This is a genomic window from Sphingomonas sp. SORGH_AS_0789 (genome assembly GCF_031453055.1).
In the GTDB taxonomy this organism is placed as follows: Bacteria; Pseudomonadota; Alphaproteobacteria; order Sphingomonadales; family Sphingomonadaceae; genus Sphingomonas.
Genome location: NZ_JAVIYV010000001.1, coordinates 1238073 through 1252509 on the forward strand (window position 1 = coordinate 1238073; position 14437 = coordinate 1252509).

15 protein-coding genes are annotated in these 14437 nt (G+C 67.4%); 9 read left to right on the top strand and 6 right to left on the bottom strand.

The window, feature by feature from the left end:
- Positions 1-30: 30 nt before the first annotated feature.
- A complete protein-coding gene (locus QE360_RS05695) occupies positions 31-1275 on the top strand; it encodes a phospholipase D-like domain-containing protein (protein WP_405052572.1) in 1245 nt (414 codons plus the stop codon).
- A gap of 90 nt (positions 1276-1365) precedes the next feature.
- Here QE360_RS05695 and QE360_RS05700 read toward each other — a convergent pair whose 3' ends face one another.
- Positions 1366-1980, bottom strand: coding sequence for a class I SAM-dependent methyltransferase (locus QE360_RS05700; RefSeq protein ID WP_307101897.1), 615 nt, complete (start codon positions 1978-1980; stop codon positions 1366-1368).
- A gap of 147 nt (positions 1981-2127) precedes the next feature.
- Here QE360_RS05700 and QE360_RS05705 point away from each other — a divergent pair, with 147 nt between their 5' ends.
- Entirely contained in the window at positions 2128-2463 is a 336-nt protein-coding gene (locus QE360_RS05705; RefSeq protein ID WP_309699955.1) for an antibiotic biosynthesis monooxygenase, read from the top strand.
- Positions 2464-2835: 372 nt separating this feature from the next.
- Here the strand turns inward: QE360_RS05705 and QE360_RS05710 are convergent, their stop codons facing one another.
- On the bottom strand, positions 2836-5127 hold the full coding sequence (locus tag QE360_RS05710; RefSeq protein ID WP_309699957.1) for a CDC48 family AAA ATPase: 2292 nt from the start codon (positions 5125-5127) through the stop codon (positions 2836-2838).
- A gap of 263 nt (positions 5128-5390) precedes the next feature.
- Between QE360_RS05710 and QE360_RS05715 the strand changes: the two genes are divergently transcribed.
- A complete protein-coding gene (locus QE360_RS05715) occupies positions 5391-6281 on the top strand; it encodes a LysR substrate-binding domain-containing protein (RefSeq protein WP_309691437.1) in 891 nt (296 codons plus the stop codon).
- Positions 6282-6495: 214 nt separating this feature from the next.
- On the opposite strand, the gene rpmG is transcribed toward QE360_RS05715, so the two are convergent.
- Complete coding sequence (gene rpmG, locus QE360_RS05720) at positions 6496-6663, bottom strand: 50S ribosomal protein L33 (RefSeq protein WP_007407030.1); 168 nt, start codon at positions 6661-6663, stop codon at positions 6496-6498.
- A 203-nt stretch (positions 6664-6866) separates the two neighbouring features.
- Between rpmG and QE360_RS05725 the strand changes: the two genes are divergently transcribed.
- From QE360_RS05725 to QE360_RS05735, 3 genes are all read left to right on the top strand, one after another.
- The gene (locus QE360_RS05725; RefSeq protein WP_309699959.1) at positions 6867-7205 is read left to right on the top strand and encodes a hypothetical protein; all 339 of its coding nucleotides are present in this window, start codon (positions 6867-6869) and stop codon (positions 7203-7205) included.
- Positions 7206-7769, top strand: a complete 564-nt coding sequence (locus tag QE360_RS05730; protein WP_309699961.1) for a TMEM165/GDT1 family protein — start codon at positions 7206-7208, stop codon at positions 7767-7769.
- A gap of 111 nt (positions 7770-7880) precedes the next feature.
- A complete protein-coding gene (locus QE360_RS05735; RefSeq protein ID WP_307101883.1) occupies positions 7881-8378 on the top strand; it encodes a Dps family protein in 498 nt (165 codons plus the stop codon).
- Between the two features lie 58 nt (positions 8379-8436).
- On the opposite strand, the gene QE360_RS05740 is transcribed toward QE360_RS05735, so the two are convergent.
- Entirely contained in the window at positions 8437-9168 is a 732-nt protein-coding gene (locus QE360_RS05740) for a Crp/Fnr family transcriptional regulator (RefSeq protein WP_309699963.1), read from the bottom strand.
- 150 nt (positions 9169-9318) lie between these two features.
- On the opposite strand from QE360_RS05740, the gene QE360_RS05745 reads away from it, so the two are divergent.
- Entirely contained in the window at positions 9319-9504 is a 186-nt protein-coding gene (locus tag QE360_RS05745; RefSeq protein WP_007407044.1) for a DUF1328 domain-containing protein, read from the top strand.
- A 7-nt stretch (positions 9505-9511) separates the two neighbouring features.
- The gene (locus tag QE360_RS05750) at positions 9512-11104 is read left to right on the top strand and encodes a cisplatin damage response ATP-dependent DNA ligase (protein WP_309699965.1); all 1593 of its coding nucleotides are present in this window, start codon (positions 9512-9514) and stop codon (positions 11102-11104) included.
- Positions 11105-11365: 261 nt separating this feature from the next.
- Here QE360_RS05750 and QE360_RS05755 read toward each other — a convergent pair whose 3' ends face one another.
- Positions 11366-11893, bottom strand: a complete 528-nt coding sequence (locus QE360_RS05755; protein WP_309699967.1) for a DUF2306 domain-containing protein — start codon at positions 11891-11893, stop codon at positions 11366-11368.
- A gap of 152 nt (positions 11894-12045) precedes the next feature.
- Here QE360_RS05755 and QE360_RS05760 point away from each other — a divergent pair, with 152 nt between their 5' ends.
- A complete protein-coding gene (locus tag QE360_RS05760) occupies positions 12046-12816 on the top strand; it encodes a LytTR family DNA-binding domain-containing protein (RefSeq protein WP_309699969.1) in 771 nt (256 codons plus the stop codon).
- Between the two features lie 135 nt (positions 12817-12951).
- Here QE360_RS05760 and murA read toward each other — a convergent pair whose 3' ends face one another.
- Positions 12952-14232 carry a UDP-N-acetylglucosamine 1-carboxyvinyltransferase gene (gene murA / locus QE360_RS05765; protein WP_307101873.1) on the bottom strand — a complete coding sequence of 427 codons (1281 nt, stop codon included), beginning with the start codon at positions 14230-14232 and terminating at the stop codon, positions 12952-12954.
- Between the last annotated feature and the right edge of the window lie 205 nt (positions 14233-14437).

Genomic DNA, 14437 nt, shown 5'->3' on the forward strand with positions numbered 1-14437 from the left:
AAGTCAAAAGCCGCCGCGCGTGCAACGCATATGTCGCTTGGCTCGTTACGCTTTCGTCAGGATCACCGGGCCTTTCAGGAGTTCGCCATTTCGTCACCCACCCCGCCCGAACAGCCCGTCTTTCCGGTCGATGGCCACCGGCTGACCCTGCTCGACACCGGCCCGCGACGGTTGGCGGCGTTGCTGGCGCTGATCGAGGGCGCACGGACCAGCCTGCGCATCCTCTATTATATCTATGCCGACGACGCGACCGGGCGCCGGGTGCGCGATGCGATGATCGCGGCGGCGCAACGCGGGGTGGCGGTGTCGGTCGTCGTCGACGGATTCGGCGCGGGCGCGGACGAGGCGTTCTTCCGGCCGCTGGTCGCAACCGGCGCGCGGCTGTCCCGCTTCGAGCCGCGCTTCGGCCGCCGCTACCTGCTGCGCAACCACCAGAAGCTGGCGCTGGCGGATGCCGAGGGCCCCTCGCCCTCCATCATCATCGGCGGCTTCAATATCGAGGACGATTATTTCGGCACCCCCGCCGAGCAGAGCTGGCGCGATCTGGGGCTGTTGGTCGAGGGACCGGCGGCGACGCGGATGGCGGGCTATTTCGATGCGCTGTTCGCCTGGACGCAGGATGCCAAGGGGCGGCTGCGCGACCTGAACCGCGCGCTGGCCGATTGGAGCGAGTCGACGGGGGCGCTGCGCTGGCTGATCGGCGGGCCGACACGGCAGCTGTCGCCCTGGGCGCGGACGGTGCGCGACGATATGCGGCGGGGGCGGCGGATCGACGTGATCGCGGCCTATTTCACCCCTAGCCCGACCATATTACGGCGGCTGGACCGGGCCGGGCGTCGCGATGCCGAGGTGCGGATCGTGACGGCGGGCCAGTCGGACAATGAGGCGACGATCGCGGCGGCGCGCTTCACCTATGCGGGTCTGCTGCGCAAGGGCGTGCGCATCTATGAATATCAGCTCACCAAGCTGCACACCAAATTATATGCGATCGACGATGCGGTGCATATCGGTTCCGCCAATTTCGACATGCGCAGCCTGTTCGTGAATCTGGAGCTGATGCTCCGGATCGAGGACCGCGCCTTTGCCGACCATGTCCGCGCCTATGTCGATGCCGAAATCGCCCGGTCGGAGGCGATCACGCCCGAATGGTACAAGCGGAACACCGGCTGGTTCCAGCGGCTGCGCCAGTTCGCGGCCTATCTGCTGATCGCGGTGATCGATCCGTCGGTATCGCGCGGACTGAACTTCGGGATCGAGTCGCCCGACGGGGATTAGGACGTCATTCCGGCAAGGGCGGGAATATGGGCGACCGTCGCCCCGTCGCCCGAAAGGCCCCGGCCTGCGCCGGGGCGACCCCTCGGCCGATCAGTCCTTCCAGGCCCAGTAAAGCTGCGCCGGGGGCACGTTCCACCATTCCATGTCGTGGTCGATATTGTCCCAATGCGGAGTCAGGAAGTCCTTCACCTTGGGGCTGAACTGATAGACCAGGAACGCGCCGCCGGGCCGCAGCACGTCGTGCGTGCCCTGGGCGATGGCGGGGCCGACGCCGGGCGGCAGGGTCGAGAAGGGCAGGCCCGACAGGACATAATCGGCATGGTCGAAGCCATGGTCGCGCACGATCTTCTGCACGTCCGCCGCCGAGCCGTTCACCGCCGTGAAGCGCGGGTCGATGATGGTGTGGCGCAGATAATCGCAGAAATCGGCATTGGTATCGATCGCGATCAGCTTCGCATCGGGCGCCATCCGGTCCAGCACCGGGCGGCAGAAGGTGCCGACGCCGGGGCCATATTCGACGAACAGCTTGGTATTGGCCCAGTCGACGGGGGCCAGCATCTTGCGGATCAGCTTGCCCGACGAGGGGATGATCGAGCCCACCATCACCGGATGCTTCAGAAACTGCTGAAAAAACATCTGGCCGGGCGACGGATAACCCGTGGCTTCGGTGCGGGACTTGCGCGCGGCGGTGGTCGAGCTGGGCATCGAGTTCCTGTCGTTCGTGATCCCCGCGAGGAGGAGACGCGAGGGAAACCCCCTCGTCGCACAGGTGCCGAACGACTTTCAAGCTATTGGGTTGCGCCGGGGCGGTGCATTCCACCGCAATGCGATGGGGCGAAAGGAGCAGCGGCGATGGATCGGACGGGGCAGATAGCGGTGATCTTCGTGTCGCAGCGGACCGAGAATGACGCGGCGGGCTATTCGGCCGCGGCGGAGGCGATGGATGCGCTTGCGGCGGAGCAGCCGGGTTATTGCGGCGTCGACAGCGTGCGCGGAGCGGACGGGCTGGGGATCACCATCAGCTGGTGGGCGGACGAGGCGAGCGCGCTGGCATGGCGGGCGCATCCGGAACATGCGGCGATCCGGGAATATGGGCGGGCGGAATGGTATTCGCGATACGAGGTCGCCGTGGCCGAGGTGGGGCGGAGTTGTGGGTGGGATAGCGACTCTTCCGCCCCAAAGCGCTGATCTTGCCGCTCCCCTTCCGCAAACTGGGATGGGGGAGGGCAAGGAGTCTCACCGAGACCATGGCCCGTGGCCTAGGGCCGATCAACATTCAGCGACACCTTTCCGTCCCTCGCCCCTCGTAGAGGGGAGAGGGTTGCGCAGACTTGGTCTTTGCAAAAGCAAAGGCTTAGTCGGAGCTGGGTGAGGGGTGGGCGCTCGCGAAGCGAGCGCGCGAGCCTCTGGGCTCGCTCAACCCCTCACCCAAGCTGCGCTAGCCAGCAGGCTGGCAAGCTTCGCTAACCCTCTCCCCTGTCCAGGGGAGAGGGAAAGAAGAAGCAATACTGAATGTAGATCGCCATAGCCCCCCTCCCCGCCGGGAGGAGGGGCTTTCCCTCAAGGCTGCTTGTCGCCCCTCGGCGTCAGCATTCCCGGCGTGATGAAGCCGATCGGCTGGATCGCCGCCGCATCCTGCTTCAGCCGGGCGGCGATCTGTTCGTAATCACGCTCCATTTCGGGGGTCACGCTGGCCCGCGCTTCGGTCAGCGCCTCGTCGAACGCCGCCATGTCAACCTCCTGCGCGCCCAGCGACTTGCGTAGCGCGATCAGGCCCGCGCGGCGGACCACGTCGCCCAGGTCCGCGCCGGTGAAGCGATCGGTCCGCGCCGCCACATCGTCCAGGTCGACATCGGGTGCGAGCGGCATCTTCGCGGTCTGGATGCCCAGGATCCGCCGACGCCCCACCTTGTCGGGCACGCCGACATAGATCAGTTCGTCGAACCGGCCCGGCCGCAACAGCGCGGGGTCGACCAGATTGGGCCGGTTGGTCGCACCGATCACGACGACCGACTGCAATTCCTCCAGCCCGTCCATCTCCGCCAGGATGGTGTTGACCACTCGCTCGGTCACCTGCGGCTCGCCCAGGCCGCCGCCGCGCGCGGGGACCAGCGAATCGAGCTCGTCGATGAAGATGACCGTCGGCGCCACCTGTCGCGCGCGGGCGAACAGCCGGGTGATCTGCTGTTCGCTCTCGCCATACCATTTGGAGAGGAGGTCGCTCGACTTGGTGGCGATGAAATTGGCCTGCGCCTCGCGCGCCACCGCCTTGGCCAGCAGCGTCTTGCCGGTGCCGGGCGGGCCATAGAGCAGAAAGCCCTTGGCCGGCCGGATACCCAGCCGCCGAAAGGCGTCCGGGTCCTTCAGCGGCAGCTCGACGCCTTCCTTCAACTTCATCTGCGCGGTGTCGAGCCCGCCGACATCCTCCCAGCGGACGGTCGGCGCCTGCACCATCACCTCGCGCATCGCCGAGGGCTGGACGCGCTTGAGCGCCTCCATGAAGTCCTCGCGCGTCACCGATAGCGTGTCGAGCACCTCGGCCGGGATCGTCCGCTCCTCGAGGTTCAAGCGCGGCATGATCCGCCGCACCGCCTCGATCGCCGCCTCGCGGGTCAGCGCGGCCAGGTCGGCCCCGACGAACCCGAAGGTCGTGCGCGCCAGCTCGGCCAGGTCGACCTTGTCGCCCAGCGGCATCCCGCGCGTGTGGATGCCCAGAATCTCGCGCCGCCCGCGCTCGTCGGGGACGCCCACCACGATCTCACGGTCGAAACGACCCGGCCGCCGCAGCGCCTCGTCGATCGCCTCAGGCCGGTTGGTCGCGGCGATGATGACGAGGTTCGCGCGCGCCTCCAGCCCGTCCATCAGGGTCAGGAGCTGCGCGACGAGCCGCTTCTCCGCCTCGCCCTGCACCCGGTCGCGCTTGGGGGCGATCGAGTCGATCTCGTCGATGAAGACGATCGAGGGGGCGGACTTGGTCGCCTCCTCGAAAATCTCGCGCAGGCGCTGCTCCGACTCGCCATAGGCCGAGCCCATGATTTCGGGCCCGTTGATGAGGAAGAATTGCGCGTCCGATTCATTGGCGACGGCGCGGGCGAGCCGCGTCTTGCCGGTGCCGGGCGGGCCATGGAGCAGCACGCCCTTGGGCGGCTCGACGCCCAGCCGCTCGAACAGTTCGGGATAGCGCAGCGGCAGTTCGACCATCTCGCGCAGCTGGTCGATGGTCGAGGCCATGCCGCCGATATCGTCATAGGTGACATCGGCGCGGCGAGCCTCGCGCGGCTCCTCATATTCGGGGCGCAGCTCGACCTCGGTATTCTCGTCGATATGGACGACACCCTTGGGGCTGGCCGCGACGACCGCGAGGCGGATTTCCTGAAGCGCATAGGCGGGCGCATTCATGAACTGCGCGACGCCCGGCGGCATGTTGGTCACACGCTGCTGCCCCGCCGTCGCCACCACATCGCCCTGGCAGAGCGGCCGGTTGAAGAAGGTGCGCTTGAGCGCCTGCGCCGAGCCCTGGAGCCGCAGATTCTCCTGGGCCGGGGCAAAGACGACGCGGGTCGCGGGTTTCGATTCAACCTTGCGCACCTCGACGAAATCGCCCGAGCCGACGCCGGCATTGGCCCGCTGCAGCCCGTCGATGCGCAGCAGGTCCAGGCCCTCATCCTCCTGATAGGGGGCGACGGCGCGCGCCGGGGTCGCCTGCTTGCCCACGATCTCGACGACATCGCCCTCGGTGATGCCCAGCGCCGCCATCAGCGCGCGCGGCATATGCGCCAGCCCGCGCCCCGAATCCTCGGGACGGCTATTGGCCACCTGTATCTTGCGGGTCGGCGCGTCGCTGTCGGCCATGATGATCCCTTGGCTTGAGTGTTCAACACGAAAGCGCGGGACTTGGGGGCGGGTTCCGGGTCGCGAAAGGGCCGCCCGACGGAGCGAGACAAAAAAAAGGGCCGATCGAAACGACCAGCCCGTAAAAGTTTTTAGGAGAGGATGCCTGAAAGGCCCGTTCCTTTTGCGCCGCAGCACGCTATGTTGCAAGTGCGAAAAGCTTGGTTAAGGTTGCAGTTTATGCAATCCTCTGATCGAGAGGATGTCACAACAACAGGTGCGAGATGCGCAGGCTTCCCCCGCTGGGTGCGATCGAAGCATTCGTCCAGGTCGTCCGCCTGGGCTCCATCAAGGCCGCCGCCGAGGAACTGGCGCTGTCCGCCCCTGCGCTCAGCCGCCGGGTCCAGACGCTGGAGCGGTTCGTCGGCAAGCCGCTGTTCGCGCGGCGGCATCAGGCGATGGTGCCCAATGAGGACGGCCAGACGCTGATGGAGCAGATCGCGCCGCTGCTCGACCAGTTGAGCGACGCGGTGGAGGCGATGACCAGCGGGCACGAGGTGCTGCGCCTGCGGCTCGGGGTGCTGCCGCTCTATGCGGCGCAGCGGCTGTTCCCGCATATGGGGATGCTGCGCGCGGCGCATCCCGAACTGCATCTCGACATCGACACCGCCGGGCACGGCATCGCGCGACTGGGCGAAGGGCTGGACGCGGTGATCGCGCTGGGCCGCGACATCGATCCCTCGCTCTATGCCAAGCGGCTGGATCGCAACAAGGTCTATGTCATCGGGTCGAAGCGGCTGGTCGAGGGCCCCAACCCGCTGGTCCGCCCGTCGCAGATGAACGGCATGACCGCGCTGCTCCACCGCGAAATGCCCGATGCCTTCACCGCCTGGTGCCAGGTGGCGGGGCTGACCAACATCAAGCCCAAGGCGATCGACTATTTCGATTCGGGCGGGCTGATGCTGGAGGCGGCGGCGCAGGGTCTGGGCATCGCCTTCATGCATGCCAGCCATTTCGAACATGCGCAGGACCCGCGCCTCGTCCGGCTGTTCGATATCGAGGTGGACAGCCCGTACAGCCACTGGTTCGTCTGCCGCCCCCGCGCGCTCCAGCAGAAGTCGGTGCGGCTGTTCCACGACTGGCTGATCCGCACGCTGTATCCGGAAGCGGCGTAAAGACCTCTCCCCCTCCCGCAGGCGGGAGGGGGCTGGGGGGAGGGCAGGGAGTCTCACCGAGACCGGTGCCTAGAACCGTTCCCTCCCCCCGACCCCCTCCCGCCTGCGGGAGGGGGAGCGTCACGCCAACGACAAAAAGCCGCGCGTCCGTCAGGACGGCGGCTTCACGCCTTCAAGCCATTACGGGGCGACCCTGGGGGTCGCCGCCCGCAAATTACTTGATCTTGGCTTCCTTGAACTCGACATGCTTGCGCACGACCGGGTCGTACTTGTTGAAGCTCAGCTTCTCGGTCTTGGTGCGCGGGTTCTTCTTCGTGACGTAAAAGAAGCCGGTATCAGCCGAGCTGACGAGCTTGATCTTGACGGTGGTCGGCTTGGCCATGACCTGGTTCCTGTATGCGTGAAAAAGCGAAAGCGGCAGCCGGAGCCGCCGCTATATAAGCGCCGCCCATGGCCCATGGGCCCGCCCGAGTCAAGTATTGCGGGCCATTTAAGCCCCTCTTTACGCGCCCGCGACTATGCTTACACCCCCCGATCCCGGCGGGCCGCCGGACAGGGACGGGTGGAAGGAACAGGCGCAAGGCCATGGGTATAGGCGATTCGCCCCGCGACAAGGGCATGGACGGCGCGATTCGCGATCAGCTCTGGGCGCGCATCGCCGCGCTCGACGTCCGCGCGCCCTATGCCCCCGTCGCGGATCTGGCGGGGGGCGTCGAGGCGATTCGCCGAATCGCCCATGCCCATGGCCTGGCCCCGGCGGTCACCGTCACCCATTTCATCGACCGCGCCCTGTCGCGCAGCGGCGGCATGGCGACCGTGCATGGCTGGCTGACCATGCTGACCGACGCGGTGGCGAGCGAGCGGCAGGATTTCGAGACGGCGAATCACTTCGCCACGGTCTGTTCGGCGCGGCTGGCGGGCTGAATGGATGCACTGATGATCGTGCTGGTCGCGGTGCTGAGCGCACAGGCGGCGGGGCGATGGAGCGGCTTCGTGGTCCATCTGGCCGAACATAGCCGACAGCCCGGCCAGGTCGTCCTGGGGGCGATGCTGGTCCAGGCGGTCATGGCGGGCCTGGCGATCGCGTTCGGCCAAACGCTGGCGCCCGAGGTGACGCCCGACACCCGCACCTTGTTGCTGGCGCTGGCGCTGCTCGTCCTGGGGATCGGGCTGTTCGGGCGGATGACCGCGCCGCGCGCCATGCCGCCGCGCTGGAGCCCGCTGGTCGCAGCGGTGATCGGCAGCGGCGCGATCCAGCTCTCCGATTCGACGACGCTGGTCATCGCGGCGGCGGCGGCGCGGTCGCCCCTGCCCTGGGCCGCGCTGCCCGGCGCGATGCTGGGCCTGGCAGGGGCGATCCTGCCCGCGCTGCTGCTGGGCGAGCGGGAGTGGCGCCGCCTGCCACTGCGGGCGATACGGATCGGCATCGGTTGCGTGATGATCCTGGCCGGAATCACCATCGCCCTGTCGATCCGGGGACTGATCTAGGGGATCGATCAGACTGCACGGTCTTTGTACATGGACAGGCGGGGAGCATTTGCGCCATCGGATCGTTTACGCAACGATCCAGACAGCAACGACAGATAGCGGGAGCATGTCATGTCCGATATCAATCCGGCGCTCGATACGCCGACCGACCTTAGCCGCAACGCGACCGCCAGCGTCGCCGACGCACTCAACGGCGCCCTGGCGGACTGCTATGCGCTGTACCTGAAGACCAAGAATTTCCACTGGCACGTCTCGGGCCCGCATTTCCGCGACTATCACCTGATGCTCGACGACCAGGCGACGCAGATCCTGGGCGTGACCGACGCGATTGCCGAGCGGGTGCGCAAGACGGGCAATGTCACGCTGCGGTCGATCGGCGATATCGCGCGGCGCCAGACCATCGTCGACAATGACCGCGAATTCGTGTCGGCCGCCGACATGCTGGTCGAGCTGCGCGACGACAATCTGAAGCTGGTCGAGCGGTTCCGCACCGTCAAGGACGCCGCCGAAGAGGCCAAGGACAATGCCACCAGCGGCATCGTCGACGAATGGACCGACCAGGCCGAGGAACGCGCCTGGTTCCTGTTCGAGGCCGGTCGCAAGGGCTGATCCCCCCACCCCATGATGCAAAGGGCCTCGGCGAAAGCCGGGGCCTTTTGTCTGGGTGTCAGCCTGCGGCGGCGGGCAGCCAAGGGGCCTCGAACCGCGGCCGCCGGGGGGGCAGCGGGGAGAGCTGGCGCAACGCGGGCAGGTCGAGCAGGCGGAAGCGATGGCCCTGTCGCGAGATCAGCCCCTCGGCCTCCATCGCCCGGATCGTCCGGTTGACGTGAACGGCGGTCAGGCCGACCAGATCGCCGATGATCTCCTGGGTCAGCGGCAGGTGGAAGCTGTCGTCCTGCACCATGTCGATCGGGGTCAGCCGCGCGTGCAGATCGACCAGCAGACGCGCCAGTTGCTCCTTGGCCGAGGCGTTGCCCGTGATCGCCAGCATGTCCATCAGCGCCAGCCGCTCCATCTGCGCCGCCGTGGTGAACAGCGCGCCGAGACGCGGCATCTCGGTCAACAGTTGACCGATCCGTTCATAGGGTACGAACGCCGTCACAGCCTCGGTAATCGCGGTCAGCGTATCGGCGGCATGCGGCAGGACCATGCTGGGCGTGGCCAGCATATCGCCGGGCAGATGGACCTTCTGGATCAGCCGATCGCCGTTGCGCAGCACGATCGAGGAACTGATCCACCCCCGGATATGCAGGTAGAAGCCGCTGATGACGTCGCCTTCGCGCTGGAACGTCTGGCCGCGACGGCGCACCACCTCGGCATCGCCCAGGTTGATCAACGCATTCTCTTCGGCCGGGGTCAGGTCGCACAAGGCACGATAGCGGTGGGTCGGATAAGGCATAGGATCGCCTTGTTCCATTTCCCCACCCCTTTTGCCAACCGGTCCTTGCATTTAGCGGGCGCGCCCGCCCCTTTCGGTTTCGCCTATCCGTAATCGGAACACCAACCGTCCTGGCCGGTTGACCCCTTATCAGGTCAGGAGAATCGTCCCATGCTCAAGCTCGCCATCACTTTTCTCGTCGTCGGACTGATTCTCGGCGCACTGGGGTTCGGGGGAATCGGGGGCGCCTTTGTCGGCATCGCCAAGATCCTGTTCTTCATCGCGATCGCACTGTTCGTGATCTTCCTCGTGCTGGGACTGGTCGCGGGCAAGTCGGTGAAGAACGCCATCGACTGATCCGCCGATGCGCGAATTCGCGGCGTTGCTCGATGCGTTGATCTATACCCGGTCGCGCAACGCCAAGCTGAAGCTGGTCGCGGATTACCTCGCCGCCACGCCCGACCCCGACCGGGGCTGGGCGATGGCGGCGTTGACCGGCGATCTCGACCTGCCCGGCGTCAAGCCCGCGCTGATCCGCGCGCTGATCGAGCAGCGGGTCGACCCGGTGCTGTTCCGCATGAGCCGCGACTATGTCGGCGACACGGCGGAAACGGTCGCGCTGCTCTGGCCCGCGCCCGACCGGCCGCTGGACCCCGAACCCCTCTCGGTCAGCGCGGTGGTCGAGCGGTTGCGCCACCTCTCCCGCTCGGACGCCCCCGCCGTGCTGGCCAACATGCTCGACCGGTCGAGTGCGGAGGAACGGTTCGCGCTCCTCAAGATGGCGACCGGCGGCCTGCGCATCGGCCTGTCCGCCCGACTCGCCAAGACCGCCTTTGCGCTGCATTTCGGGCTGGACGTCGACGCGGTGGAGGAGGTCTGGCACGGCCTGTCGCCGCCCTATGCCGAACTGTTCGCCTGGGGCGAGGGCAAGGGCGCGCAGCCGACGCCCGCCGACGTGCCGGTCTTCCGCCCCTTCATGCTGGCGCATCCGCTGGAGGATCTACGGGTCGACCTGACCGACTATGCCGCCGAGTGGAAATGGGACGGCATCCGGGTGCAGATCGTCCATGTCGCGGGCCAGACCCGGCTCTACAGCCGGACCGGCGACGATGTGACCCACGCCTTTCCCGATGTGGCGAGCGCCTTCGACGCGGTGGGCGCGGTCGATGGCGAGCTGCTGGTCAAGGGCGAGCATCAGGGCGGTACGCTGGAGGATGGCGGGGGCGCGGCCAGCTTCAACGCGCTGCAACAGCGGCTGGGGCGCAAGACGGTGTCGGCGAAGATGCTGGCCGACTATCCCGCCTTCGTCCGGCTCTATGACATATTGGTCGACGGAACCGAGGATGTCCGCGCCCTCCCCTGGACCGAGCGCCGCCAGCGGCTGGAGGCATTCGCGGCGAAACTCGACCCCGACCGATTCGACGTCAGCGCGGTGATAGAGGCGGAGGACTTCACCGCGCTGGAGGCCCTGCGCGCCACCGCGCGCGATGCCGCGATCGAGGGGGTGATGCTCAAGCGTCGCGATTCGCCTTATAGCGGCGGGCGGCGGGTCGGCCTGTGGTACAAATGGAAACGCGATCCGCTGACCGCCGATTGCGTGATGATGTATGCCCAGCGCGGCAATGGCCGCCGGTCGAGCTATTATAGCGACTATACCTTCGGCTGCTGGACCGAGGAGGGCGAGCTGCTCCCCGTCGGCAAGGCCTATTCGGGGATCACCGACGAGGAGTTGCGGCAGCTCGACCGTTTCGTGCGGGCGCATACGGTGCAGCGCTTCGGCCCCGTGCGCGAGGTCGAGAAGACGCTGGTGCTGGAGATCGCATTCGATTCGATCCACGAGTCCAAGCGGCACAAATCCGGCGTCGCGATGCGCTTCCCCCGAATCGCCCGCATCCGCACCGACAAGCCCGCCGCAGAGGCCGACCGGGTGGACACGCTCAAGCGGCTGGTGACCTAGGGCCGATCGCCATTCACGATTGCGTCTTCTTCCCTCTCCCCTGGACAGGGGAGAGGGTTAGCGAAGCTTGCCAGCTTGCTGGCTAGCGTAGCTTGGGTGAGGGGTTGAGCGAGCCCAAAGGCTCGCGCGCTCGCTTCGCGAGCGCCCACCCCTCACCCAGCTCCGACTAAGCCTTTGCTTTCGCAAAGACGAAGTCTGCGCAACCCTCTCCCCTCTGCGAGGGGCGAGGGACGGAAAGGCATGGCTGGATGTCGATCCGACCTAGCCGAACAGCCACGTCCCCATGACACGACCGGGCAGGAAGGCGAAGGAACCCGCGCCGATCAGCCCAGCCAGATACAGGCCGACCATGACCTTGCGATGCGTATCGATCCGCCCCGCGCGGGCGGCCGTGATCGCGCGCCACAGCCCGATCAGCGTAACCGGCACGAAGAGGTGGATGACGCTGAACTGCCCGTGATTCAGGTCGCGCAACGCCAGCGCCGACAACGCCGCGACCGCCATCAGCCCCGCCCACAGCTTGCCCAGCATCCGGTGCCGCGCATCGCCCTTGCGCGCCAGCAGCACATACAGCCCCAGCGGCAGCGCGGGCAGTACGGAACCGAGGTGAATCCACACCGCCACGTCATGCGCCCGCGCCAACGTCGGTGACAGGCCGAGCGCCCCCCGCGCCATGGCGGCCATCGCCATCAGCGACAGCGTGCCGCCCGCGACCAGGATCGCGAGGCGCAGCGCGGGGGATGGGGCGGAACGGCGGTGGTTCGGGGCGGCGATCGAAAGGCTGGTCATCGGTCGATATCCTGATCGGAAACGGGTTCGTCCCTTCCTGCCGTCGCGCCGCCGCTTCGCCAGCGGTCTTGCGCGGATCGGCGGTTCCGCTTCGTGGAGCGGCCGATTTGCCATTTCGCGAAGCGCCAATTGGCCATAGGCACAAGGCCGTGATGCCCCGTTCGCGCCGCCTAGTGATCGATATCGCGCTGATGATCGGCGTGGGGCTGCTGCTGGCGGTGCTGGGACCGTTCGGGACCTTCGATGCGCATTTCGCCCATCGGCTGATCTATTGGGTCGCGCTGATGCTGGCGGGCTATGCGCTGTACAAGCCGATGATGACGGGCGCGCTGGTCATGGCGGCGCGGCTGCATCTGCCCGAAATGGCGGGCTGGGCCGCCGCCGCGATCCTCGCCAGCGGGCCGATGAGCGTCATCGTCTGGTGGGTCGGGCGGCTGGGCCTGCCGCCGCGCTGGCCCGACGGGGATCAGGCGCTGCTGCTCTATGGCAATGTGCTGGTGATCGGGGGACTGGCCAGCCTGTTGCTGTGGTACGGCCAACGGCGGCGTGTCGCGCCGGAGCCCCCCACGCCCGAACCCGCGTCCGAACCCGCGCTATCCGTTGCCGATCCCCGCCCCGCGCTGCTGGGTCGCCTGCCTCCGGGATTCGGCCCCGACATCGTCGCGCTGGAAATGGAGGACCATTATCTGCGCGTCCACGGCGCCCATGGGTCGGAACTGATCCTGCTGAGGATGCGCGACGCGGTGCAGGAGGTCGCACCCCTGGTCGGCGCGCAGGTGCATCGCAGCTGGTGGGTGGCGCGCGCGGCCGTCCGCGAGGCGCATCGCGAAGGTCGCGGCGTGCGACTGGTCCTGACCGGCGGGGTCGAGGCGCGAGTCTCGCGCGCGATGGTGCCGGTGCTGGAGGCCGAGGGCTGGTGGTAGCGGCTTTAAATTCCTCCCCTGCAAGGGGAGGTGGCAGTCCGTAGGACTGACGGAGGGGTGTCAACGCTGCTGCTGACACCCCTCCACCACCGCTTCGCGGCGGTCCCCCTCCCCTTGCAGGGGAGGAACAAGTTGTTAGTCGCCGACGCGCTCGATATCCGCGCCGACCGCCGACAGCTTCTCTTCGAGGCGCTCGTAACCCCGGTCGAGGTGATAGACGCGCGACACCGCCGTCTCGCCCTCGGCGGCCAGACCCGCCAGGATCAGGCTCATCGAGGCGCGCAGGTCGGTCGCCATCACCGGCGCGCCGGTCAGCTTCTCGACGCCCTTCACCATCGCGGTGCGGCCATGCACCTGGATGTCCGCGCCCATCCGCGCCAGCTCGGGCACGTGCATGTAGCGATTCTCGAAGATCGTCTCGGTCAGCGTGCTGGTGCCCTCGGCCTTGCACAGCATCGCCATGAACTGCGCCTGCATGTCGGTGGCGAAGCCCGGATAGGGCGCGGTCGACAGGGTCAGCGGCTGGAGCGGGCCGTTGGCGGCGACACGAATCGAATCGCGGCCTTCCTCGACCGTCACCCCCGCCTCGGTCAGCGCCGAGAGCGTCGCGCGCATGTCGTCGGCACAGGCGCCCACCAGCTCCAGGTCGCCGCCGGTGATCGCCGCGGCACAGGCATAGGAGCCCGCCTCGATCCGGTCGGGCATGACCGAATAGGTGGCACCGTGCAGCCGGTCGACACCCTCGATGGTCAACGTCTCGGTGCCGACGCCGTCGATTCGCGCGCCCATCGCGATCAGCAACCGGCACAGGTCGACGATCTCGGGCTCACGCGCGGCATTGCCCAGCACCGAGGTGCCCTTGGCGGTCACGGCGGCCATCAGCGCATTCTCGGTCGCGCCGACCGACACCACCGGGAAGGTATAGCGACCGCCCGACAGGCGACCGCCCGGCGCGCTGGCCTTCACATAGCCGGCGGTCAGTTCGATCTCCGCGCCGATCGCCTCCAGCGCCTTCAGGTGCAGGTCGATCGGACGGTTGCCGATCGCGCAGCCGCCTGGCAGCGATACCCGCGCCTCGCCCGCGCGTGCCAGGATCGGGCCCAGCACCAAGATCGACGCGCGCATCTTGCGCACGATGTCATAGGGCGCCTCGGTCGAGAAAAGCTGGCCCGCCCGGATCGTCATGACCCGGCCGAAATCCTCGGGCCGCGTCCCCTCGACCCGCGTCGACGCGCCAATCTGGTTCAGCAGATGGCCGAACCCGTCGACATCGGCCAGCCGCGGCAGGTTGCGCAGCGTCACCGGCTCGTCGGTCAGGATCGCGCAGGGCATCAGGGTGAGCGCGGCGTTCTTCGCGCCCGAGATTTTCAGGCGGCCCGACAGCCGGTTGCCGCCGCGAATGAGGATACGGTCCATAGACCCGCCCTCCTAGCGGACCCGCGCGCCACCGCCAAGGGTCGCGCGCGTCCGGACCGTCGAAACCCCCGACAAGCAAGAATAGGGCCGGTTGATCGATATTAATGCGAGGGATCGACCTTGATGGCTAAGGCATTCCACCGCTTGGGGGGATGGAGTGTCAGTGTCAAAAAGCGGCCTTGCTGATCGCCTCAATCGTTGGGTT